Origin of the sequence: Croceibacterium atlanticum, from assembly GCF_001008165.2 — a bacterium.
Taxonomy (GTDB): Bacteria; Pseudomonadota; Alphaproteobacteria; order Sphingomonadales; family Sphingomonadaceae; genus Croceibacterium_C; species Croceibacterium_C atlanticum.
The window spans coordinates 287,745-311,111 of sequence record NZ_CP011452.2; the positions used below are offsets into that span (position 1 = coordinate 287,745).

The following is a 23,367-nucleotide window of genomic DNA, read 5'->3' on the forward strand; positions in this document are numbered from 1 at the left end:
ACTTATGGAATTGTTCGTCCCCACAAAATTTGAAGGATTGACCCCGGGTAAGCGAAAGGTACTTCGATGTCGTTTTTTGAGGTGGCCCGCCTCAACTGAAACCCGTCGATGCAGCAAAGCCCGTTACGCTGGCTGTGGCCTTGCTTGTACAATCGATGCGCATGTCCGGTGGCGGCCTGCGATTGGTTATTGGTCTTAAAATTAGCTTTGGTATAAATTATAACAGTTTTCTTATTGAAGAAATGAAAATAAACAATTCAGTGAATTAGGTAATTTATAATTATTGCAATAGTAAATTAGCGGAAGATAATAATTGAAAAACATTTCAAACATACGTAATTTTCAGACTTTGTCTTCTGTATTTTTAGCTCTGGGTGTCATAGGGCTATTGGTTTGGGTGGTTGCGGATGAGGTTCGCCGCAGCGAGTTGTCGGCCCTAAGGCTTCCGGTTGCTGGCGATCTTGGTGTAAATGCCGATAAGCAGGCGTCACTTCGCCAGTCGATTTCCGTTTCTCTCGCTTCCGCGCCGCTTGATCAGAAACTGCTCGCTCAGTTTTTGATCCTGTCTGAAGATGGTTCAGAACGTGCGAAGGGCTATCCGCTACTCGCCAATCTCGGCTGGCGATCGACTGCGGCTCAACAGCTTCTGCTTGCCGAGGCATTAGAGGGCCAGGACCTAAGGGAAATCATGGAACGATCCGACGGCCTTCTAAGGCGCGGAAGGTATAGTGATGAACTGATCAGCCTTATGTTGGCGGCGGAGCAAGATCCTGCAGGGCGACGATGGCTGGTCGGCGCATTGCGTAGTAACCCTCCTTGGGCCGGGCGCTTCTTCGGGCGCAGCAGCGGACTGGAAAGCGAAGCAGCGCTTCGCGCTCACGGCATTTTGCTTGGCGATCTGATGGATGCGGAAATCGCAGTCGGTCGTAACCAGTTGCGCTCCGGACTGTCAGCGATGGTCGATCGGGGGCTGTTCGAAGAGGCTTACAGCCTTTTCGAGCGATCCGTTCCTGTCAAAGCAGATAAACGTGGGCTGGTAGACCCCGACTTTACCCTTGCCTTTGCGGTTCAAAGGTCTGGTGAAGGCTCGCACCCCTTCGAATGGACCGTGACGTCGGGCCCAGGTATCAATTCGCGCTTGGTCAGTGCGGGCGACAAAACGTTTCTGAATCTTCGGTGGGATGGGCGGGGGAATCCCTTGCTCCTTCGGCAGTTCTTCAGGCCCCAAGGGCTGGACATCTCACAGCTGCTTTTGACCAGCCGTGACGGTGACAGCGCTGTCCTGGAGCGTTCGGCGCAGATTTTCGTTTCCTGCGCAGACCGACCTACGGACAAGGTAAGATTCATTCCGGCGGAACAGGACGATGGGAGCCTTTTGTATCGGGCGGAAAGGCCACTTTCCTGTGATTTTGCTAAGCTGGAGGTCTTGGGGCTTGCCCGTGGCTTCGGAAACCGCGAATTGAACATCCAGATTGACCGGATTTCCTTCATCTAAGATCGCACACCTTGCCTGCACCTTCTCCCACAGCACGAGGATTGGCGCGCTATGACGCGGGATAGCACCACTCGCAGAGGGGCGATGGGAGCGCTTGTCGGTGCCGCCGCATTGCCGCAAGTGGTCGCAACACAGTCTTCCGCGGCGAGGGGCGGGGATGCGGAGCCGGCGCAGTCTCTCTTTGTCGACGTTGAATTACAAGTCGCCGAAAGCGCTGTGGCAGCCGGAGTGATCTTCAAGATCGTTGACACCGCAGGGGGGGTGGCGACGGTTTACAGGCGAACTGAAGCAGGTTCAGACAGACTTTACGAGGAGGTGACGGCTGAGGCCTTGCGCTCGGCTCGGGGAGGAGCGCTAGTCGGGATCGACTGCGGGAACGTAGAGCGCGCGCTTCATGGCAGGATCAATTTAGCCAATACCGGGGCTGACCTTACCGGGGAGCGGCCAGGCAATGCAGCGTTCGCTGAAATGCTGGCGGCAGCGAACAACATCAAGGGTGAAGCATGGGCGCCGGGTGGCTCAATACGCCTGACCGGGAGCGAGGATTTCTTGCTGGCTACCGATGCGGACATGTCGCGATTGACTGTCATAGTGGACAATTGGACCGGAGCCTTCGTGTTGGCCGATGATGAAGGTGATCCGAAGGAACATCTCCCAGGCGATGATGTGGTGGAGCGGCTGACTGATGGCGATCTGCAAGCGGGAAATCGGGTGCTTTCCGGCTGGGCCGATCTGCCCGAAACTAACGATAAGCTCGTAGTCCTTGAGACGAGCCGGCCAATGTATAGCTATCGGGGAAAGCTGCAGACCGAAGTCGTCATTAATATCACTTCGCGCGAAGGTTTTCTGAAGTATCCGTTAAAATACACGATAGATAAAGCAAGTATAATGAAGATCACGCTTCGGCCGCTGGCGAGCCGCCGCAAGCATGTGGTACTACCCACCTTCGACATCCGAAAGGCTGGTCCGCGAGCTACTGACAAACGCGGAATTCAGATCCCTTATATTCTTAACAGAATGACCCGTGCCGATATTGAGCGCGGTCATTTCCTGATGGCTACGGGCGAGCTCCCCGATAACCCCGATCTGATGCGCAATGAATATGCGGCATTGTCGGTCATTTCCTCACCCAGCGTTCCGTGGGTCGGCCGGCATGACGGCAGCGGTCGTCGGGAGAGCCTATACGCCCTTTCGAACCAACGTACCTGCGGGCTGACTATCAAGAGCGCGATCGCGATTGGTGACGGTTGGGGGGCATCTGGCGGCAATGACAATTGTGACCTGACTTTCGTGGATTGCGACCTGAGTCGGTACGATAGCCACCGCCCCACGCAGTATCGGATGCGGCTGGTTCGCTGCACGATCGGCTACTGGGGTGTGTTAGCTTCCATGATGGGCGATCTGGAGCTGCTGGATTGCACTGTCGAGCAGGCAACGCCGCTGCGCCTGAAACGGGAAGCTTCCGTGATATCTTCACGTGTCGATACCGGAGGTTTCTGCGATGGCGGTCTTCTTGTCCGCAATCTGACCGTCCGGACATATCCTGTCGGAGATGACGAAGAGGCCGACACCATACATTTCATGCGCCAGGTGGCCAGAGGGTCGGACAATCCGAAGCCGGATGGTTCCCCGGTGGATTACACCTGGTTCAAATGGATCGACATAGACGGGCTACGCGTCGAAGGGCCGGGTTTTCTACGGTTCGAACCGACCCGCTTCCAGGGTGGCCCCCGTGGCGACGATCCCGCCCGCCTCACGCTGCCGGAGCGGATTTCGATCCGCAACGTCATCGGCCATGTGCAGTATCAGTATGATTTCACCGGTCGCAGCTTCAATGCCGCGCTCGCCGACGATCCGTTCGATATTTATATCGAGCACACCGGCGCCAATCATGACCGGATATTCTTTCAAGAGGACGAGCGTGGCGATATCGCCGTCAATGTCAGCTTGAGTGGCTGCAACAGCAATGCCTCCAGCCCGGCTTTCGCCGACACGCTAGGTCTGATCAGGACCAACGCCCCCGGGCGCTACCTCCTGACGGGTGGCAGCTTTTCCCGCATCAATGCCTATGGCGACGGCGCGAATGGCGGCTGGCCGAAAGGAACGGTATTCCTCACGGCCTATGCTCCGGTCGTCAACGATCGGGCAGCGGTCAGCGGTGAGAATCCGATCGTGAACCTGACACCTCGGCATAACGGGTGGGCGGAATTACACCAGCCGCAGATCCATCTCGCTTCGGTCGCTCGATATGCTGCCGATGGTACCACGCGCGAGGCGCGCTGCGCAGGGCTGCTCAACGCCCGACTGGTGGACCCGGTTTTCCTGCAGCATCCTGATGACGGCGGAGGCAGCTTCGCCCTTATCCCGGCCAACCTTGCGGGCAATGAGTTCACACTGACCAACGGGAACATGCGCGAGGGGCAGCAACTGCAGCTCGCCTTCGGCGCCGCGGGGCACGGCGACTTCCCGCTACCCGCGCCGGGAGGGAAAACATCCCTGGCCGGCATCGACGACAGCGGCCACGGACAATTCCTCGTGTTGGAACGCGTGGAGGATGACAGGCTGCGCGTATTGTCGGGCAGGGATGTCAAAGGTATATTGCTGGCATCTGCCTAGCGGAATAGCCTGAACCCGTGCCGTCTGTTTCTAACCGGGATGTTTTTCGCTCTTTCGAAGAACTCTGCCCAGAGCATTCCGATAGACTCCGATCGAGTGGGGCCAGGCGGAGATGTAGTCGTCAGGCCGTAGCCCAGTGACGGCAGCAGATCTCCCGTGCGTTGCTCGAACAGTTCGATCTGGCGGGAAGTGAGCTTGTGTCTCCAGGTTTCTGTTCGCTCCCGGGAGACTCCTACCCCGTCCTGTGTTTCGCCAGTGAGCAACTCGTGCGTTTTGCGGGAGTGGCTCGGCAGGGCAAAACCACGCGCCGCGAGCATCTCGCGCTCGAACTCCACGCCGATGAATGCGGCAACTTTTCGCATTGCCGCTTCGGGATCCGCCACCACGCTTTCATAGTGGATACGCAGGACACGGTCGGGGATAGCGAATTCTGCTGCCAGCCCCTGCGCGATACGTAGCGCCCATGTGTCGGCCACGGTTATCACATGTCTTGGCCCCCAATCCTGGTCGAGCCACGATGCCGCAACCGCCCTGCCATCGCGAATGACGTGAATGAAGCGGGCATGGGGAAACTGCTCTTTCAGTCGAAGAAAGCTCCCCACGTTTCGGGGCGCGTGTTCGACCCAGGTAAGAACGCTCTCACAACCTTGCTGCCGACAATAGATTTTTGCCAGTTCCGCGACCAGCGTAGCAAAATTCGGCAGCGCAGAGAGCCGTTGCACGGTTCCCTCTTCCAATCCAAGTTTCCAAAGCTCGAAACGGCGATGATTGAGTATTTTGGGCAGCAATTGTGCCGGAGGAAGGGGGGTTTCTGCGAACTCCTGAATGAAATGCGATTCCGGCAGGCACGCAATCTGCGAGTGCCCCCCGATCATCGAGGCGATCATCGTCGTTCCCGACCGGTCGCACCCTCCGATGAAAACGTTTCGACCGTGAGTCATGCGGCGCCCTTATCCCGCGCCGTCCCGGCATCGGGGCCTTCGATATCGATATCCTTTGTTTGGCTGAACCACGGCAACACGCCAAACACGCTGGTGTGCAACCCAGTATGGCGCACAGCTGAAGCCAGCAGTCCCGTGTTCCAGATGATTCTACTCACACACACTGCGACTGCTGCACCGACGCTTCCCCACAGCAGCATAAGCGGCCACATTAGTGCGATCACGATCACCAGCGCGATGAAAGACCATTTGGCCGCGATTGCCGACTTGCCGGTCATGCTTAGAACGTCGAGATTCAGTCCACAAAGTATGCTGTGGCACTGCCCAATAGCCAGGATCGTAAGTAGCATAGCGCCGGCTACATACTCATCACCAAAAATACCCATCAGTAGCGGTGCGAATAATACCGTGGCGATCATCACCGGGCTTTGTACCAAGGCGAGAATTCGGGTCGATCTGGTAATGAGACGCTGCAACTTAGCCCGCTCCGTTGCGCCCGAAACATACATCCGCGCGATTTTAGGCCGCAGCACGATCTGCAAGGCCTGCAAACCAAAGGGAATAAGCGAAGCGACCTGTGCCGCAACTCGAAACATCGCAACGGCTGCAGGAGTAAAGGCTATCCCAACTGCTACGAGACCAGCATCCTGATAAAGTCTACTCATAGCATTAGTCATTAGAAATGGGAACGATTCTTTAATATGCCCCCCTGCTAACCTTGGATATATCGTAAAAACGCCTATTTCTTTATTAATCCAGAACACAACAAGTGCAGTGGATGCAATTACGAGAATCGTTTGGGATATCACGAAGGCGTTGAGTAGCCCTTCATACCCGATCTCCTGCGGTGTCGCGAATAGCAGGTTAACGCCCACTGCCCCAAGGAGCAGAACCGGCTTGATAATGCCCTCCAGGCTTGTGCCCAAAACCACACGCCCAAGGGCCTGCATGGCGCCGCCAGCCAACTGGACCAAAGCGGTCAAAGCGACCAGTGCGGCGCCATACCCAAGAGCGTCCGACATTTCCCAAGCGGGAAAGAGAGAGCCGATGCCATATAGAGCCAGCCCACCGATCACGGATAGAACCGTGGTTGCCAGATAGGCGGTGACGAGAATTGTTCCCACTTCGTGCGAGCGCCCCTCCGCCTCCGCACGATTGATCGCATAGACAATATGGACGTGAAAGCCGAACCGGGAAAAGATCGCAACCAGCGTGGCGGTAGCGGTGGCGTAGGCGTAAACCCCGAAAGAATCCGCTCCGAACACGCGTGCAAATACCAGGGCCAGGATCAGGCCGAAGCCGGCTTGGCCGATCTTGGCCATCGCCGTACCGCTAACGCGCTTCAAAAGTGGGTTTTTCATCAGTTCAGTCCATCAAGACCGTAAAGGCGTTTGCGGCCGGTAGTTTCCATGCACAGGGTGGGTTCAGGCAGGCTGTTGCCACAGGCGCTGAACTGGCAGTGGGCGCAGGCTGTGGCAAGAGTATTGGTCCGTTCCGGCAGCAGGCAGGACAACGCAAACTCTCATTCCATACTGGTCTCCTGGGATTGCTGCGGGCCTGCAACTGCGCCTAGGTTCCTGATGTTTGATCTTTTCGTAACAGGCGGTAAGGGGATGACCCGAGGTTGAACTGGGCCGTCAATTCGTTAGATGAACCCAATGTGGAGCTTGTTTCGAAGCTCTTGGAGCATCAAAAAGCGGCATGAATTAATCGGAGCACGCCCTGACTTCGGTTCGAACAAGGCAGATTAAATTCATAATGGTCGAACGCAAAGCCGGACGCCGTGTTCTGGCCGTCGCCTCCACCGGCGGACACTGGGAACAACTGATGCTGCTGTCCCCGGCTTTCGAAGGGGCTGCAACAACATTTGTCTGTACCGATCCCCGACAGGCCGACTGTCACGAACTGCCTGCATTCCTGGCGGTGCCGGATTGTAACCAGACCCGCCCGCTCGATACGCTGCGCTGCCTTGTCAGAACATTCATCATCGTGTTCCGGCTCCGCCCCCATCTGGTGATATCGACCGGCGCTGCTCCGGGCCTGCTTTGCCTGCTATGGGGGCGGCTGTTCGGTGCACGCACGATCTGGATCGACAGTATTGCCAATTCCGAAAACCTGTCGCTCAGTGGCAGGCTTGCCATGCAAATTGCGCATCGTGTGCTGACCCAATGGGAACATCTCGCGCATGACGGCCGGCCGGACTATCGGGGAAGCGTATTGTGATCTTCCTTACGCTCGGCACGCAATTGCCTTTCGATCGCCTGTTGATGACACTGGACGAAGCCGCGGCACAGATCGATGAAGAGGTGTTCGGGCAAATCGGTGGGGCTGGATATCGCCCGGCGAATTTCGCCTGGGTGGATTTTCTGTCTCCCGCCGAATTCGCGGAACGGATGGCTGCCGCCAGGATTGTGGTGGCCCATGCTGGTATAGGCACCATTCTGACCGGTCTGAAGATGGAAAAGCCGTTGATCCTCATGCCTCGCCGCGCTGCATTGGGAGAGCATCGGAACGATCATCAACTGGCAACCGTGGCGCAATTGCGCAAGACTGTCGGAATCCATATTGTGGAGAGCGTGGACGAAATGTGCTGCCACCTTCGCGATCCAGGGCTTGCCGCGATGCGAAATTCGACAGCGACGGCGCGAGACGGCCTGATCTCGGCCGTGCGGAGGGAAGTGTTCGGTGATGCTGCGCGATAATAGCTGGACGCTTCCGGCGATGGGCGCAGGGAATGTCTGACGTGAATATCACAGCACAGGCCCCTGCCGGGCTCTCCCGCACACGTACAGATCGGCGGGGGCCGGATGCTGTCCGACTATACCCGACGCTCGGCCTGCTGCTTGTTCTCCTGGCCTCCACCGTACAAAATTTTGCCGGGGTAGCCGCCGGCTTGCTGTTCGCCATTTCAATGGGGGAGCTTCGCGGGGGACGCATTCCCATCGGCGGCTTCGCCGGGGCGTTCTTCGTGGCAGCAGCCTACGCTGCCCTTCGGACCATTCTGCCTTCGCCAATACCTGCAACAGTGCAGATCGAAGAGGCGGTGCGATTTGCATCCTTCGCGGTTATCGCCGCAGCGGCCGTACGGATGCGAATCAATGAACTGATTCGGGTGATGACCCTCTTTCTCGTATTGATGGCCTGCCTCTACCCCGTATATTTGCTCACGGGCTGGTTCAGTATCGTCGATGCTGCGGAGGTGCAGCGCTTTTCCGGCATCCTGCCGCATGCAAACCATTTGGGTTACATTTCTGCTAGTACGGCCGTGGCCCTCGTATATCTGAAATTTGCTCGTAATTTTACTATGACGCATTTCTGGCTATTGATTGCGTTGTGCGGGGGGCTGATCGTTGCTTCACGCAGTTCCGGTGGACTTTTGGTTCTCGTCGCCGGGCTGGCGGCAATTCCCATCAGCGTCCGGCCCAATTTCAAGCGAGTTGCATTCTCTTTCTTCGGTATCGTCGTCGCGATAGGTCTGCTTCTTTCGCCAATCGGCCAACTTGCGATCGAAAAATTGCAGGGTTTCGATGTCGGGACGATGCTTACCCGGTCCAGCCGACATGAATTCGGGAACCAGGGATCCTTTGCCTGGCGCTTGTCCTACTGGTTGGCGATAGTCGATAGCCATGTGGCAAACGGGCCGACCAGCATCGCCTTCGGTCAAGGCGGCGGAGCCACCACCGAAGGGCATCGTGTTTTCTCGTTCATGCAGCGCGATACTCATTCCGACTTCGTCCGGGTGTTCGTTGAGTACGGATTGATCGGGCTGGTGCTCGTGTACGGAATGCTTGTTCGCCCCGTCATTCGCGCCGGCGCGAAACTGGTCGGGCTGGTGATATTCTTCGGCCCGATGCTCGCAGGCAACAGCCTCATTTCGACGCCGGTCATGATCGTGCTCATCACGATGATTGTCCTGCTGTCGAAGGTTAATGGAAGGTGGCAACGTGAATCGCAGAATTTTCCTCTCAACGCCGCTGCGAAACGAAATCGACAATATCGATAGGCTATTTGCTTCGGTCGCTGGGCAGGACCATCCCATTACTCTGTGGGTCATCGTCGAAAACGGATCGACTGATGGCTCTCGCGAGGAGTTGGCGCGCCGGACCGCACCTTCCAATGTCGAGCGGTTGATTGTCCTCAATGAGAACACCGAAACCGGCGCATATGCGCTCGGGGCCAAATATGCGCGTATCGTGAACCGGGGCTTCGAGGAAATCCTTGCCAGGATAGAATTGGGGGAGGAAGATTTGATCGGCATTCTCGACGCCGACAGCTTTCCCGACCCTGGTTATTACACAACGCTGGCGCGAGCTTTCGACAATAATCAGCGTCTCGGCATTGCCAGCGGCAGGAGCGTGGATGAAGGCGATGGACGTGCGTCTCTTCATGCTGTGGACTGGGTCCGCGGCAGTTGCCGATTGTGGCGCGGGCGGTGCATGATTCAGTCCGGCTATATTATTGGCCCCTCAGCCGACACCCTGTCACTCGCCCGCGCCGAGTTGGATGGGTGGCAGGCGCATGTGATCGATAAGGCAGTTTTCCGGGCCCGTGAGGTCGGTACGCGTTCAAAGCAGCGCTATTATGGCTCCTCCGCATATTTTCGCGGCAATACGGCGATATATGCTCTCATTCGCGGAGCGAAGTTCGCGCGGCACGGCCGTTTGGGGGCTGCCAAGGAATACCTCAAAGGGTATTTTGGGGCACGCCACAACCGCCAGCCGCGCTTGGAGAATCCTGACCTCCGCGCCTATTTCCAAGGCTACGTGCTGCGCAAGGTGAAGCGTCGTCTAGGATGGAAATAAGCGGCGCACAGGCGCTGCCATCAGGAGAATTGGTTTGGATCTTCGGGATTGTCCGCTTCCGTTGCGCCGGCTCAGCCGGACGGGCGTAGCTGCGACGCAACGATATTATGATACCAGTCCGATCAGCCCGTCTGGCAGACTTTGTGCGTTGACGGAATTTGCTGATGTCGACCGCATCCCGAAACCGGGAGAAACGGCCCGCGTGGTCGTGACCGAAGTCGAGAGTGGTACCGTGGTCTACAGCACCGAGACCGCAGCCTGGAGCCAGCAACTCGGCGCCCAGGTGCAATGGGGAGCAACTGACGATCAGCTCTTCTTCAACCGCATGAGCAATGACGGGCAAAAGGCTCTCGCTGCCATAGTAAACCCCTTAACTGGCGCCGAAATTCTCCTGAAAGATTCGGTCTATATGGTATCCTCCTGTGGCACGCGGGCGGTGACCTGTTCACAGGAAAAGTTCACTTTCGTTCAAAAGGGTTACGGCCCGAACGTGCCCACTCCGATCCGCAATCTGGGCGCACCGGATGATGATGGATTGTTTGTCGTCGATCTCGTGACCGGAAGGTCCGAGTTGTTATTATCTCTTGCTAGAATAGTGCAATTATATCCGCAGATGGCGGAAGGAAGAGATCTATCACGTGGGGGATTTTATGGCTTCCACGCGAAATGGAACAGTGATGCCTCGCGCATCCTGTTTGTTGTGAAATGGGTAGGTGTTGATGGCAGAGATGGCGGTCGTTATCTTCTGACTATCAGCGCGGACGGTAGCGAAGTCCATCTTTGCCTGACGCCTGAGACCTGGGGGCGTGGGCATCATCCGACTTGGTGTCCGGATGATGAGCATATCGTCATGAACCTCTCGGTCACGAATCCCAATGTGAGATTTCCGCTCGTTGATCGGGTTCGGTCCAAGCTGCTTAGGAAGATCGGCATCCGCTCGTTCCCCAATGCCTTCACGCTGAGATTCGGTCGGTTTCGTTACGATGGCGCAGACCGTGAGATAATCTTCGGCGACCAGTATGGTTCAGGCCACCCGACGTTTAGCAAGGATGGAAGGTATCTCCTTACCGATGCCTATCCCCACGAGCGGGTGAGCAAAGGCGACGGTAGTTCGCCGATCCGCCTGCTAGATTGCTTAACAGGGGGGCACAAAACCTTGTGCGATGTTCCAGCGGTTCCGAACTTCCTCGGACCGGCGCGGGAGTGGCGGATCGATCTCCATCCTGCCTGGGACAGGTCTGGAACTCTCGCAACGTTTAATGCAAATTTTGATGGTACGCGAGGAGTATATCTCACTCGGTTGGAAGACATGCTGGCTGTATAGAGAGGTTTAATTTCAACCGCTAATAGCGAGCATGTTTAACTGCGGTTCTGACAGGCATTGTACCGACTTCCGGATAGCATTCGGGAGAAGTTTTTGTCTTAAGATAAGCGTCAACCTGGCTCGGTCAGGCCAAGTTAGCAACGGAGTAGGAGGGCCTTGCGACCCAAGCCGTGAAACGGCAGGTTCGCGAGGCCGGGCCGTTCGAGACGCTTCCTCGAAAGCATTGGGCGGGGCGCAAAAATAGATGGTTGTTCGCTTGGCGGTCTACAATGGCCTGCTCTGTCAGCGGTATGGTGGGCAGCTGGTGTGACCGTCCTGGGATTGCCGGAGGCCATTTGGTTAAAATTATGCGGCCATGAGGGTGTCGTCAGCATGGCGTAGGAGCGCTCTCGGTTTCGGCAGGTGGGATCTTGCCGATGGGGGTGAGGAGCCGGCGGTTGTTGAACCAGTCGACCCATTCGAGCTTGGCGTATTCAACGGCCTCAAAGAATCTGCACGGACCTCGCTGGAGGATCACCTCGGCCAAAGTGTTGCCGTAGCTGTCGCCTACGCTGTCCACCGATGGTTCGATCTCTGCGTCGGCAAGGCACCCAGTATTGTTTATCGAGACGTATTGGCTGCCACAGTCGCTGTAGTGGATTTGGTCACCGCGATGGACGGGCACCGATCAAGGATCGTTTGCTGAAGGGTATCTACACGAAGCTGGTGTGCGCCGTCGCGCTTACCCGCCAGCCTGCGATATAGTGGGCATAGTCGTCGAATACGAAGGTCACGTAAACAAACCCTGCCATTTCGCGACATAAGTGAAGTCCGAGACCCACAGCATGTTTGGTACCGGCGGATGGAACTGGCGGTTGATCTGATCGAGCGGAGGCGGCGCGGCCTTATCGCTGAATGTCGTGCGCACCGGCTACTGCGGATCACGCCATGTAAGCCCAATTCGCCCATCAGCCGTTTCACCGTGCATCGAGCGATATCGAAGCCTTCGCGCCGTACCTGCTGAGTCGTGCCGATGCGCCACGCGCTCGTGATAGGTAGGTGGGGCGATCGGCAGAACTCGGTAGATCGGCTCGATCTTTTCCGTGATCGATCCACAACTGCAATTCGCGCCGACAAGAGTACTGCACGTTGTGGTACGAGTATCGGTCGGCCGTCTGCAGTGCTAACGCGATAAAGTGGTCGGGGAGAGAGGATTCGAACCTCCGGCCCCTGCCTCCCGAAGACAGTGCTCTACCAGGCTGAGCTACTCCCCGACCGGTGCTCCCGGAAAGTCCGGGGCAAGGCAGAGGCGGGCCTTTAGCGGGGGAGAGGCGGGCTTGCAAGCGGGGTTTTTTGTTGCGGTGCCCGGTTGTTTGCAAAATTGCCCTGCGCGGGCGGTGGGGAAGTTCCTTGCTTCCAGAATTTTCCTTTGGATGGATAGAGTTACGGCGTCCATCGCCGAGGGTTGGTCTGGATGTTTTTGTCGTCTGAACCGCTGCCTCGTGGACAAGGTTGGGAACCTCGGAACTGGACCAAACAGCCTGAACCCGGGTCAGTTTCGGTTCGGGCGAGGGGAGTCTCGCCAATAGCTGCCTGCCATCATGCGTGCGAATCTGCCGCTGGATGGCCGGTCTTTCATTCCGAAAGGGCGGGCATAAGCCATGCGGTATAGTCGGGCGGGCTGCCTGTCCGGTCCCTTCCGGCCGTATTTCGATATTCGAGATCAACGTTTGCCGCTTCACCCGGGCGAAGGAGATGGTATCGCTGCGTGGATGCGGTTTGCCCCTGGAAAAATTGTCCTAGCCCTCGTCATGGTGGTCGGCCTGGTTGTCGCCGGATACTTGCTTGTCTCGCCTCGAGAGAAACAGGTCAGCGTTATCAAGGTCGAGCCTGCCCCCGCGCAGCGCGTGCTTGCCGTGAACGGGCGTGTCCGGCCGCGATTGCAGGTCGATATTCGACCTTCCCTTGGGGGAGAGCTGGTTGCATTGCCAATCGATGTGGGCGACCGGGTCGAGGCCGGACAGATCATCGCCCGGATAGATGATGCGCCGGAAACCGCGGCTATTGCCGAAGCGGAAGCATCGGTCGAAGCGCAGCAAGCAATCAATGCCCAGGCCCGCCGCGATCTGCAGCGTTTCGAGGATCTGGGCCAATTTGCAACGAAGCGCGAAGTTGAACAGCGCCGACTGGAACTGGTGGAGGGCGAACGCGAATTGAGCCGCCGCCGGGCTGCCCTGGTACGGGCGCGAGAGTTGCGCGATCGCCGGGTGTTGCAGGCGCCATTCGCCGGGATCATCCTCGAGCGTCCTGTCGATCCGGGCCAGACTGTCGGGCTTGAGAGCATTGTCTATCGCCTGGCGGATCTGTCCAATCCGGAAATTACTGTCGAGGTGGACGAGGTCTATGCAGCTGAAATCCGCCCTGGGATGAAGGCTCTTGTCAGCCTGCCGGGCAAGCGGGGCCAATTATCCGCCCAGGTGGTGCATGTGGAACCACGCGTGGATCCGGCGACTGGCGCCCGCGATGTGCGCCTCGGTCTGGCAGGTGAAGCTGTTCCCCGTCAGCACCTATGGCACAGATTTGAGGTTGTGATTTAAGGAGGATTTGGGTCTCGTCGTAGTGACGAAGGAACGAAGATGAGACCCAAATCCTCCAATGCAAAATCGCGGACCAAGACCCCTGCGGAAGCTGTGGTGAAGGGCATCCGCCGGGCCACCCGGCGGCACTTCTCGGCGGAAGACAAGATCAGGATCGTGCTGGAAGGCTTGCGCGGCGATGACAGCATCGCCGAGCTGTGCCGCAAGGAAGGCATCGCCCAGAGCCTGTATTACACCTGGTCGAAGGAGTTCATGGAGGCCGGCAAGCGCCGCTTGGCTGGTGACACCGCCCGCGCTGCGACCACAGATGAGGTGAAGGATCTGCGCCGGGAGACCGGCGCTTTGAAGGAGTGCGTCGCCGACCTGACGCTCGAGAACCGCCTGCTGAAAAAAAGCATTCTCGCGGATGGGGGCGACGACGAATGAGATATCCTGCATCCGAGAAGCTCGAGATCATCAGGATCGTCGAGCAGTCGCACCTGTCCGCCAAGCACACGCTGGACCAGCTCGGCATCGCCCGCCGGACATTCTATCGCTGGTATGACCGCTACCTCCAAGGCGGGCCGGAAGCGTTGGAGGATCGGCCATCGGCACCGAGCCGGGTGTGGAACCGCATCGGCGAGGGCATCCAGGACCAGATCATCGAGATGGCGCTGGATCACAGTGAGCTGTCCCCGCGCGAGCTGGCCGTGCGCTTCACTGACGAGAAGCGCTACTTCGTGTCCGAGGCCACGGTTTACCGCCTGTTGAAGGCCCACGACCTGATCACCAGCCCGGCCTATGTCGTGATCAAGGCTGCCGATCAGTTCCACACCAAGACCACCCGGCCGAACGAGATGTGGCAGAGCGACTTTACCTACTTCAAGATCATCGGGTGGGGCTGGATGTATCTGTCGACCGTGCTCGACGACTTCTCGCGTTATATCATCGCCTGGAAGCTGTGCACCAACATGCGGGCCGAGGACGTGACCGACACGCTGGACCGCGCTCTGGCGGCTTCCGGCTGCGACAGCGCTACGGTGCTGCACAAGCCGCGCCTGCTAAGCGATAATGGCCCCAGCTATATCGCTGGCGAACTGGCGGAATACATCGAGGCCAACAAGATGAGCCACGTGCGCGGCGCCCCTTGCCATCCCCAGACCCAGGGTAAGATCGAGCGCTGGCACCAGACCCTGAAGAACCGCATCCTGCTGGAAAACTACTTCCTGCCCGGCGACCTTGAGGACCAGATCGAAGCCTTCGTCGAGCACTACAACAACCAGCGTTACCACGAGAGCCTGAACAACGTGACGCCCGCCGACACCTACTTCGGCAGGGCCCCAGCCATCATCAAACAGCGAGAAAGGATCAAGCGACAGACCATCGAGCATCGGCGCTTGCAACACCGCAAGCTCGCCGCCTAACATCAACCCCCAGACGAGGCCGACACTCCGCTAATCTACGCCGCCAGTTGCGCCAAATGTTCTGACGACGGACACAGATCCTGGCGGGTCATGCTTGTCTGCAAATCCGCATCATTCATCATGCCTTCGCGTACGGTAAGGCCATCGACAGGCACGACCACGAAGCGATCGGGATTACTGTCTTCAATTTCGACAAGCAGCCCGGAAACTTCGCCTGCCGCGTCCCGCCGGATCTGCTCGACATCGCCGAGCTCCGTGCCATCTTCCGCCACCAGATCCGCATCCAGCAACTGACGTTCGGTAAGACCCAGCGCAACCACGGTATCTCCTGAAGCGGCCGCACTGGATTCAGCCTGCTGTTCCATCCGGTCTTCAGCGGCATCAAGCTGCCGCTCAGCCTCGGATTCGCATGCTGCAAGCGCGGCAAGTGCGAGCGGAGCCATGGCGTATCGCGTAAGTTTCATGGGTTTGTCCTTTCCCGGCCTCTGCCGACTAAAAGCAGCAGGGATTGTTTCGTTCCGGGCGGCGGATATGGCGTCATCGTCAGACAGGCTTATCCCGAACCGGTATCTTCAGCCTTGCTGTCCGAAGCCATGCTGCGGGTCATCCAGACGGCGTCATCGCCATAAGCGGCGAGCCTGGAGGCAAGCTCCGCATCCGGTTTTGCTTCAACGAAGCCGAGGCTGCTCCAGTAAGGCGCGGCGCCCTGTACCGCGATAAGTTCTGCCGTTCGCAGACCATCAGCAGCGGCCATGGAGAATGCACGCTCGATCAAGGCCTTGCCGATTGCGAGCCCTCTGCCGGCAGGTGCGACGGCGAGATCGTGTATCAGCAGGACTTCGCTCTCTTCCTCTCCGGACACTGGCTTTGCCAGTTCTGGCGGGGACTGGGCAGGCCACCCATGCGCAAGAAGATAGCCGCACAGATCGCCGTCAATCGTGGCAGCCAGGCAATAGGAAAGTGGCAGATCCAGACGGCTCGCAAAAGCCTCTTCGCCTTCGATCAGAAAATCCGGATAGCACTGGGATTGTATCTTCCATGCTGCCGGCACGTCCTCATGCCGGAGCGGGCGCACTGAAAGCCGGGTAAGGGAATGGGTCATATCTCATTTCGTCTGCCGAGAGGTGTGCCGGGGCGTGCACATACTACGTCCGTATTCCGGTGTCCCTGATTGCGCTTTGCCGGATGGTGAACGGCACACATATGCCATGTTGCGGCAAACCGAGGGCGAGAGACAGAAAATATCGCAGCAGGGTATTCCGGCGGTCTTCGATGCCCTTTAAGGATGGCATCGCGAAAGAAGAAGCGGCCGAAGCAGCCGCTTTTCCCAGGGGGACCATATGAGGACAATTCAGATCAAGCGCATTCTTGCAGGCACGACCATTCTGGGTTCGCTGGCATTTGCCATGCCTGCGCAGGCGGCCTGTTCCGATCTTGAAGGCCTGTCGATCACAGACGGCAAGATCACCAGCGCCGCGATAGTGGCTGAGGGGGCTTTCGATCCGCCGGCCGGTTCAGGCCCGCCGCCGGGCGTTGCTGCCTCGCCCTTTTCTGACATCCCGGCTTTTTGCCGCGTCCGCATGACGCTTACGCCGTCCCCGGATTCGGACATCAGGAGCGAGGTCTGGCTTCCGCTGGATGGCTGGAACGGCAACTATGCCGGCGTGGGTAACGGCATCTGGGCCGGGTCGATCAGCTTTGCCGAGATGGGGCGCAACGTCGCGCGCAATTATGCGACTGCCGCCACCGATACCGGCCATGTCGGAAACGGCATGACTGCGGAATGGGCAATCGGGCATCCGGAAAAGCTTGTCGATTTCGGCCATCGTGCGGTCCATGTCACAACTGTGGCGGCCAAGCAGATCGTGAAGGCGTTCTATGGCCGCGGGCCGGAACTTTCCATCTGGAATTCCTGCTCCACAGGCGGCAGGCAGGGCCTGATGGCAGCGCATCGTTATCCCGAGGATTTCGACGCGATCAGTGCCATGGCGCCCGCCAACCCGATGACCGACCTGATGACGCAGAGCATGTGGCAGGGATGGCAGCCGCAGCGTTTCAATGTGCGGATCACGCCTGTGGAACTGGGCATGGTCCATGGCGCCGCAGTGAAGCAGTGCGATTTGCTGGACGGTGTGGAGGACGGGCTGATCTCCCGCCCGCAGCAATGCGGTTTCGATCCGGTCGTCCTGCAATGCAAGGCTGGGCAGGATAAGAACTGCCTCAGCGAAGGGCAGGTTTCGGCGATACGCGCAATGTATGATGGCGTAAGGGCGGAAGATGGCACCTCGCTTCTGCCTGGCTGGCCCGTCGGTTCGGAACTGCAGATGGCTGCGCTCACCATGGGGGCCGAACCCTTTCCCGTTGCGATGAGCTATTTCCGCGATCTGGTTTATGGCGGGCGTGACGGCTGGGACTGGCGCAAGACTGATTACCGCACCTATACCGAGGATGCGCGCAGTTATGGCGCTGGTATCCTCAACGTGGCGCCGGACGGTCTGAACCCGTTTTTCGCACGCGGCGGCAAGCTGTTGCTGAGCCATGGCTGGTCCGACGGGCTTATTCCGGCCACGAACACGTTGCGTTTCTATCACGCGCTATATTCGGCGATTCCTCAACAGGCCGCCGAAACACAGCTGCGCCTGTTCATGGCGCCGGGCATGGATCACTGTTCAGGCGGGGAGGGGCCCAGCGAGTTCGATACGCTGGGGACCATTACTGACTGGGCGAAAACCGATCAGGCGCCCAATCGCCTGATTGCCACACGGCCGACACAAGTGGCAGGCTTTCCGGGGCAGCCGCCAGCCCCTCCGCGTGAGCCGATGGAAAGGCCGCTTTGTGCCTATCCGTGGGTCGCACAATATGATGGGGAGGGTGACCCGCAGCTTGCCAGCAGTTTCTCCTGCGGCCTGCCGGATCCCCAATAAGGCGAGAGCAGGAATGGTCGTAGCCGGGCCGGGCATTGTTGCGAAACTCTGCCCGGCCACGGCGACAGGGTGCCGATTACCGGCGGCACACCGGCGAAATGCTCAGCTCTGGTTCAACTGGTCGAACGCGGCCTGGATCTCCGCCAGTTTCTCGTCGGTCAGCGAGGCAGGCTCATATTGCTGGATCGCCTTCAGGGTCTGGTTGCGGCCCATGGTCTGGAACATCTCGTTGGCAAAGACTGTGGGAATGAGCTTTTCCAGAATGGCCGAGGCTTCCGGATCGTCAAGCAAGGTGCCGACCGGCGTTTCCGCCACTGAATAGGGCCCCTGCGCACTCTGTTCGGAATCCTGTGCGGCAAGCGGGGCCTGAGGGATTGCCAGAACAGCCAATGCTCCAAGTGCGATTGCTGCTTTCGAGGTCAAGTTCATCATTCTCTCCACGCTAGTAGCTGATATTATTTCTTTTTTGTGCTTGGTGTGCGCAATCTGCGATCAGGCGCCATCTGGCGATCTCCGGGATACTGCCTGATTGATGGCGCCGAACGGACGGGCGCCGCTTGCATCGACTGCCTCCATGCGCACGGGATTCAAGATATAGTTCGGGAAATATTCGAAAAGCGCCATGGATCAGATCTCTGCCGGTCGGAACAGGCATGGATCGGCTTCTGCTTTCGGCATGGTCTGTGGCCCGCCCGTGCCGATGCCCCACTGGTCCATTACCGTGGGCCCGGGTTCATGGACCTTGTCCTGATGAGTCTCGAAATCCACTTCTTCGAGTTCGGAAGTATATTCGACGGCAAAGCCCGCAGGTGTGCAGAAATAGCTGAAAGTGTTATTGCCCGCAGTGTGCCGGCCGGGGCCCCAGCGTATGTCCGTTCCCCGCTTCCGAAGCCGGCTGATGCCGCGCATCATGTCATCCACCGTCAGCACGTCATAAGCAACGTGATTGAGGCAGGCGGGGCCGGGCAGGAACGCGATCCGGTGATGCGCGGAATTGCAGCGCAGGAAGCACATGAAATCGCCCAGCCAGTCCGACACGCGGAAGCCCAGCACGTCGCAGAAGAATTTCACCGCCGCATGGTGATCCGGCGAATGCAGCACGATGTGGCTGATCCTGACCGGCATTCCTTCCCACCGTTCCATGGCGCGCATTGGCAATTTTTCGACATCGGCCGAGACTTCGAATGGCAGGCCGTCGGGCGAGAAGAACCGGAAGCCGTAACCGCCTCCGGGCGCATCGAGTGAGCGGGGTGGATGAATGGCCTGGCAACCGGCAGCCGAAACCCTGCCGTGCAGATCATCCACATCGGCGCGGGTGTCGGCGGCAAGCGCGATCACTTCGATGCAATTCTGTTCGGAGCGGTGGAGGCGCACGACATGGTGTTCATCGTGACCATGGGTCTTGAACCAGGCGAGATCGTCTGTTGCCTCGACCTCCACCAGGCCCCAGTCGTCGGCGTAGAACTTGCGCTCCGTATCGAAGTCGGTGACGCCGTAGCCGACATAGCGGATTTCGGTCACTCTGCTCATACCAGGGTCAATTCCTTCTTGATGATTGGGTTGGGAAATCCGCCTCAGATCGGTTCGGCCACACGTTCGAACATTTCTGCGGTGGCACGGGCATTGTCGACCGGCGGGCCTTTGCCAAGCTGGCCGTGACAGATGGCCAGAGAGCTTTCGACGATATAGCGGCAGCGATCGAAGCGCCGCTCGCGATAGGCCTGGAAGGCGGCTTCCGGCGTGGCGTGCCGGGTCAGTTCTTCGGCCAGCACGATGCCGTCCTCTACCGCCATTCCGGCACCCTGGCCCAGATGCGGCGTGGTCGCATGAACCGCGTCGCCAAGAAGGGCGACGCGCCCATTATGCCACGGGCCATACAGCATGACTGCTTCAAGCGGGCGATAGACCACACCGTCGTCATCCGTGATCTGTTCAGCCAGCGCGCGGATTTCGGGCGGTGCGTCGGATAGTTTTGCCCGCATCGCCCGGGCCAGCCCCTCCCTGGGATAGAACGGATTGCCGGGTTCGGGCGTGGTTACATACATATACATCAGGTCCCGGCTGATCGGCACAAGGCCGATCCCGGTAGGGCCATTATATACGTGGAGTGCGTCGAGATCGGCCGGGCGCGGGAAATTATAACGCCAGACCGATTGGCCGGTGAATTCCGGGCCTGTCGCTTCCGGCAGGATCATGCGCCGGGTTTCGGAATAGACACCGTCCGCGCCGATGACGATATCGAAGCTCGCGCTCGTCCCGTCGGAAAAATCGACCCCGACCGCATCAGCGCCGTTGTCGATATGCTTTGCTGTAATACCGAGCCGGATTTCCGCCCCGGCCCGGATCGCGCTGTCTCCCAGAACCTTGTGCAGGGCAGGGCGGCCAATGCCGAGATTGGCCGGATATCCTTCCGAAAGGCGGGGCGAGGGGACTTCGGCGGCCAGCGTGCCATCGGGCAAGTGCACGGCCACCTTGTCGAAAGCCACGCCCGCGGCGAGATAATCTTCCAGCAGGCCCAGTTCATCCATGGCCCGGATGACATTGCCTTGCTGAATGATCCCCACGCCATAGACGGTCCAGTCGGGATCCTTCTCTATCAAGGTGACCCTGTGGCCTGCGCGGCGAAGCGCAATGGCCGCCGTAAGCCCGCCAATGCCGCCACCGATGACGAGAATATTCAGGTTCTGCATGGCCGGATGTCTTTCGATATCGTTTGCCGGGGATACGGGGCCGTCATCTCAGAAATCATATCCCAGCCGGATGCCATAGGTGCGGGGCGGCTCCAGCGTGGCAGCGGCCACATTTGCCGAGCCCAGCTGATAGAGCGATCGCATGGCCTTGTTAGTCAGATTGCGGACGAACAGCGTTGCCGAGAAACCTTCGTCATACGGCACCAGCGACAGGCTGGCATTTATCGTGATGTCATCGCCGCTATTGCCGGTCGGCAGATAATTGAACCCGATGACACGGTCACTGCGGTAACGCCCATCGACATTTGCGATCACTTCGTAATCGCGCAGTTCGAAGGTCTGCTGGATACCCAGATTGACAGTCCAGTCCGGGGCGTTGAGCGCCGGACGGCCGGAACAGTCCACCGTGAATGAACGGGTCGGCCCCATGTTCTGCGAATAATCGCAACCGGTGACAGGAGTGAGGAAGTTGGGTGGATCGGTTTCGTCCGAAAGATCGACCTGATCGAAAACGAACGTATCATAGGTGGCGTCGAGATATTGAACGCCGCCGCGGATCAGTGTCGTATCGGTGGCGAGGAGCTGGAAGTCCGCTTCCATACCCTTGATGGAGGATTCGCCCACATTGCGGGTGAAAAAGGAATTGTTCCCATTCCCATCCACGCCGAGAGCGGCGAGCTGCTGGCCGCTATATTCCCAGTAGAACAGCTCCACATTCAGTTGCAGGCGATTGCCGAAAAAGCTGTTCTTGGCGCCGATCGTATATGCGTCGATATATTCGGGATCGTATTCTTCCTGCCCGAATGTGAGGTTGAAGCCGCCAGCCCGGAAGCCGCTTTCGAAGCTGGCATAAATCAGATTGTCCGGCGTCACGTCATATTCGAGCGCGGCACGCCAGGTGATTTCCTCGTCACCAGCCGACCTGTCGATGGTGGTCGGTGTATTGATAAGCAGGGCCTGCGGACCTGCCATTCCGAAGGGGCCGTAGGGAAAGGCTCCGTAGGGCACCGGCGCATCAAGCGGCGAACCTGCCGGGAACAAGGCGGGATCGAGCTGTTCCAGCGAATCCTGCAATGTAAGGCCAACGGGTATGGTGGGAACCTGCGGGCAGCTTGGCGGTCCGGCCGTTTCGATCAGGCAGACGCCCGTGGTCGCGATGGAGAGCGCGTCAATCGTGCGGCTTTCATCGGTATAACGGATACCGCCGACGATCCTGAAATCATCCGTCACGCTGAAGCTGCTGCGGGCGAAGAGGGCGACGGATTCCGTGGTGGAGGAGAAATCCTGATATGAGACGGTGGAGAACTGGTTGTACGAGTTCACCCCGTCCACGCTCTCATCGAAATAATAGGCGCCCAGCAACCATTCCAGCGGCCCGGTCTCGCCGGACAGGCGGCCTTCGATGCTGAATTGTTCGGCTGCATCCTGGTTTATCGCCGCCTTGAAGGGCGGTCCGTTGAACTGATTGTCGAGTTCCGACCTGCGGAAGGCGGGAATGACGACCAGATCGACATCGCCCAGGGCCCAGTTCAGTTCGGCATTGATCCCCCAATATTCGTCATCGCGAAACGGGTAGGCATAGCCAGTGACCGGGGCGTAAAGCGGTGCTGCCGTCGCATTACCCTCTATGAAATCCAGCGTTTGCGGCGCGAAGAGGCCGGTGAAGGGTTCGCTTACATCGCCCGGTGCGGGGATGAACTGCCAGTTCGGTACGGTCGCATCGGGCGTAAACGGGGCGAAAGTGTAAACGCCGTCGATATTCAGACCGGGGCCAGTCCCCTTCTGCGTGGAATAATCGGCCGATAGCCGGATGTCCGCATCCGGCGAAATCTCGAACAGCAGCTGTCCGCGCAGGGCGAGATCTTCCGCCGCGCCCGTTCCGTCAGAGTAATATCCGTCGCGGTCGGAATAGGCGCCGGCGAAGCGCGCGGCGACTTTGTCCCCCACGGGGAGATTGATCACGCCGTTAAGCTGAAGCGCGTCGTAATTGCCGTATTGCGCGCTCACGCTGCCTTCGAGCGTGCCCAGCCGTGGCTTGTTGGGGATGACATTGACCGCGCCCCCGGTGGCATTGCGGCCATAGAGCGTGCCCTGCGGACCCTTCAGCACCTCGACCCGGTCGACATCCAGGAACGACGCCACTGTCGAGGAGGGGCGGCCGATATAGACACCATCGAGATTGAAGGCGACGGCCGGGTTCGTATAGCCATTATTGGCGAAATTGCCGACGCCGCGGATGAAATATCCGACATTCGCGCCGCCCGCTTCGGGCACGTAAAGGGCGGGCGCGACCTTGTTCAATTGCGTGGCGTCAACCACCCCGCTGCGGGCGAGTTCGGCCCCGCTGGCCGCATTGATCGGAATCGCGGCGTCCTGCAGCGTTTCTTCGCGGCGTTGAGCCGTGACCGTAATGACGTTGAGCCCGGTCCGCTCCCTTGCCGTTTCGCCGGCCTCCTCGTTCGCAGCCTCCTGGGCATGGGCCGCCCCGGCAATGAACAGCAGGGTCATCCCCGTCGTGGCGAAAAGAAATCTCGGCATTCTGCCCTCCCGCAATTGCCCGCTCTTCGCGGCGGGCCTTTCATTGCGAGTGAATCGC

The 23,367-nt window shown here is 58.8% G+C and carries 19 protein-coding genes, 1 tRNA gene and 1 pseudogene; 10 read left to right on the forward strand and 11 right to left on the reverse strand.

Going from position 1 to position 23,367, the window contains the following annotated elements; all coding sequences use genetic code 11:
- Positions 1–313 precede the first annotated feature (313 nt).
- Both WYH_RS01440 and WYH_RS01445 read left to right on the forward strand, forming a co-directional pair.
- A complete protein-coding gene (locus tag WYH_RS01440; protein ID WP_156320035.1) occupies positions 314–1,495 on the forward strand; it encodes a hypothetical protein in 1,182 nt (393 codons plus the stop codon).
- A gap of 228 nt (positions 1,496–1,723) precedes the next feature.
- Positions 1,724–4,111 carry a hypothetical protein gene (locus tag WYH_RS01445; protein WP_156320036.1) on the forward strand — a complete coding sequence of 796 codons (2,388 nt, stop codon included), beginning with the start codon at positions 1,724–1,726 and terminating at the stop codon, positions 4,109–4,111.
- On the opposite strand, the gene WYH_RS01450 is transcribed toward WYH_RS01445, so the two are convergent.
- Both WYH_RS01450 and WYH_RS01455 read right to left on the reverse strand, forming a co-directional pair.
- Entirely contained in the window at positions 4,108–5,052 is a 945-nt protein-coding gene (locus WYH_RS01450; RefSeq protein WP_053833331.1) for a sulfotransferase family protein, read from the reverse strand. The two genes, WYH_RS01445 and WYH_RS01450, sit on opposite strands and share 4 nt — an antisense overlap.
- The gene (locus WYH_RS01455; RefSeq protein ID WP_046902414.1) at positions 5,049–6,413 is read right to left on the reverse strand and encodes an oligosaccharide flippase family protein; all 1,365 of its coding nucleotides are present in this window, start codon (positions 6,411–6,413) and stop codon (positions 5,049–5,051) included. Before WYH_RS01455 ends, WYH_RS01450 begins: the two co-directional genes overlap by 4 nt.
- Positions 6,414–6,810: 397 nt before the next feature.
- Here WYH_RS01455 and WYH_RS01460 point away from each other — a divergent pair, with 397 nt between their 5' ends.
- The 5 genes from WYH_RS01460 to WYH_RS01480 all read left to right on the forward strand — a co-directional run bounded on the left by WYH_RS01460 (position 6,811) and on the right by WYH_RS01480 (position 11,178).
- Complete coding sequence (locus WYH_RS01460; protein ID WP_046902415.1) at positions 6,811–7,275, forward strand: glycosyltransferase family protein; 465 nt, start codon at positions 6,811–6,813, stop codon at positions 7,273–7,275.
- Positions 7,272–7,754, forward strand: coding sequence for a glycosyltransferase (locus tag WYH_RS01465; RefSeq protein WP_046902416.1), 483 nt, complete (start codon positions 7,272–7,274; stop codon positions 7,752–7,754). Before WYH_RS01460 ends, WYH_RS01465 begins: the two co-directional genes overlap by 4 nt.
- Before the next feature lie 41 nt (positions 7,755–7,795).
- Positions 7,796–9,055, forward strand: a complete 1,260-nt coding sequence (locus tag WYH_RS01470; protein ID WP_169780667.1) for an O-antigen ligase family protein — start codon at positions 7,796–7,798, stop codon at positions 9,053–9,055.
- Positions 8,997–9,854: a glycosyltransferase family A protein gene (locus WYH_RS01475; RefSeq protein ID WP_169780669.1), complete on the forward strand. Its 858-nt coding sequence runs from the start codon at positions 8,997–8,999 to the stop codon at positions 9,852–9,854. The genes WYH_RS01470 and WYH_RS01475 overlap by 59 nt, the downstream gene beginning before the upstream one ends.
- 148 nt (positions 9,855–10,002) lie before the next feature.
- Positions 10,003–11,178, forward strand: coding sequence for a TolB-like translocation protein (locus WYH_RS01480; protein WP_046902419.1), 1,176 nt, complete (start codon positions 10,003–10,005; stop codon positions 11,176–11,178).
- A gap of 367 nt (positions 11,179–11,545) precedes the next feature.
- On the opposite strand, the pseudogene WYH_RS17080 reads toward WYH_RS01480, so the two are convergent.
- Together WYH_RS17080 and WYH_RS01490 are read right to left on the reverse strand one after the other, a co-directional pair.
- A pseudogene (locus WYH_RS17080) lies at positions 11,546–12,253 on the reverse strand (DDE-type integrase/transposase/recombinase); the annotation flags it as partial.
- A gap of 101 nt (positions 12,254–12,354) precedes the next feature.
- Positions 12,355–12,431, reverse strand: a tRNA-Pro gene (locus WYH_RS01490).
- A 537-nt stretch (positions 12,432–12,968) separates the two neighbouring features.
- On the opposite strand from WYH_RS01490, the gene WYH_RS01495 reads away from it, so the two are divergent.
- Positions 12,969–13,754, forward strand: a complete 786-nt coding sequence (locus tag WYH_RS01495) for an efflux RND transporter periplasmic adaptor subunit (protein ID WP_046902420.1) — start codon at positions 12,969–12,971, stop codon at positions 13,752–13,754.
- A gap of 39 nt (positions 13,755–13,793) precedes the next feature.
- Positions 13,794–15,157 (forward strand): IS3 family transposase gene (locus WYH_RS01505; RefSeq protein WP_156320037.1). Its coding sequence is split into 2 segments (ribosomal slippage): positions 13,794–14,142 and positions 14,142–15,157, totalling 1,365 coding nucleotides; the frame shifts between segments, so codons are not numbered across the junction.
- Positions 15,158–15,192: 35 nt separating this feature from the next.
- Here WYH_RS01505 and WYH_RS01510 read toward each other — a convergent pair.
- Both WYH_RS01510 and WYH_RS01515 read right to left on the reverse strand, forming a co-directional pair.
- Positions 15,193–15,621, reverse strand: coding sequence for a PRC-barrel domain-containing protein (locus tag WYH_RS01510; protein ID WP_046902423.1), 429 nt, complete (start codon positions 15,619–15,621; stop codon positions 15,193–15,195).
- Positions 15,622–15,710: 89 nt separating this feature from the next.
- The gene (locus WYH_RS01515) at positions 15,711–16,259 is read right to left on the reverse strand and encodes a GNAT family N-acetyltransferase (RefSeq protein ID WP_046902424.1); all 549 of its coding nucleotides are present in this window, start codon (positions 16,257–16,259) and stop codon (positions 15,711–15,713) included.
- Between the two features lie 238 nt (positions 16,260–16,497).
- Here WYH_RS01515 and WYH_RS01525 point away from each other — a divergent pair, with 238 nt between their 5' ends.
- Positions 16,498–18,081, forward strand: a complete 1,584-nt coding sequence (locus WYH_RS01525) for a tannase/feruloyl esterase family alpha/beta hydrolase (protein WP_046902426.1) — start codon at positions 16,498–16,500, stop codon at positions 18,079–18,081.
- A gap of 102 nt (positions 18,082–18,183) precedes the next feature.
- Here WYH_RS01525 and WYH_RS01530 read toward each other — a convergent pair whose 3' ends face one another.
- From WYH_RS01530 to WYH_RS01545, 5 genes are all read right to left on the reverse strand, one after another.
- Positions 18,184–18,510 (reverse strand): hypothetical protein, encoded by a 327-nt coding sequence (locus WYH_RS01530; RefSeq protein ID WP_046904697.1) that lies wholly within the window; start codon positions 18,508–18,510, stop codon positions 18,184–18,186.
- A gap of 63 nt (positions 18,511–18,573) precedes the next feature.
- Positions 18,574–18,705 carry a hypothetical protein gene (locus tag WYH_RS17250; RefSeq protein ID WP_268908471.1) on the reverse strand — a complete coding sequence of 44 codons (132 nt, stop codon included), beginning with the start codon at positions 18,703–18,705 and terminating at the stop codon, positions 18,574–18,576.
- Positions 18,706–18,708: 3 nt separating this feature from the next.
- The gene (locus WYH_RS01535; protein ID WP_046902427.1) at positions 18,709–19,611 is read right to left on the reverse strand and encodes a VOC family protein; all 903 of its coding nucleotides are present in this window, start codon (positions 19,609–19,611) and stop codon (positions 18,709–18,711) included.
- Between the two features lie 44 nt (positions 19,612–19,655).
- Positions 19,656–20,771 carry an FAD-dependent oxidoreductase gene (locus WYH_RS01540; RefSeq protein WP_046902428.1) on the reverse strand — a complete coding sequence of 372 codons (1,116 nt, stop codon included), beginning with the start codon at positions 20,769–20,771 and terminating at the stop codon, positions 19,656–19,658.
- A 48-nt stretch (positions 20,772–20,819) separates the two neighbouring features.
- On the reverse strand, positions 20,820–23,309 hold the full coding sequence (locus WYH_RS01545; RefSeq protein ID WP_046902429.1) for a TonB-dependent receptor: 2,490 nt from the start codon (positions 23,307–23,309) through the stop codon (positions 20,820–20,822).
- Positions 23,310–23,367: the final 58 nt, after the last annotated feature.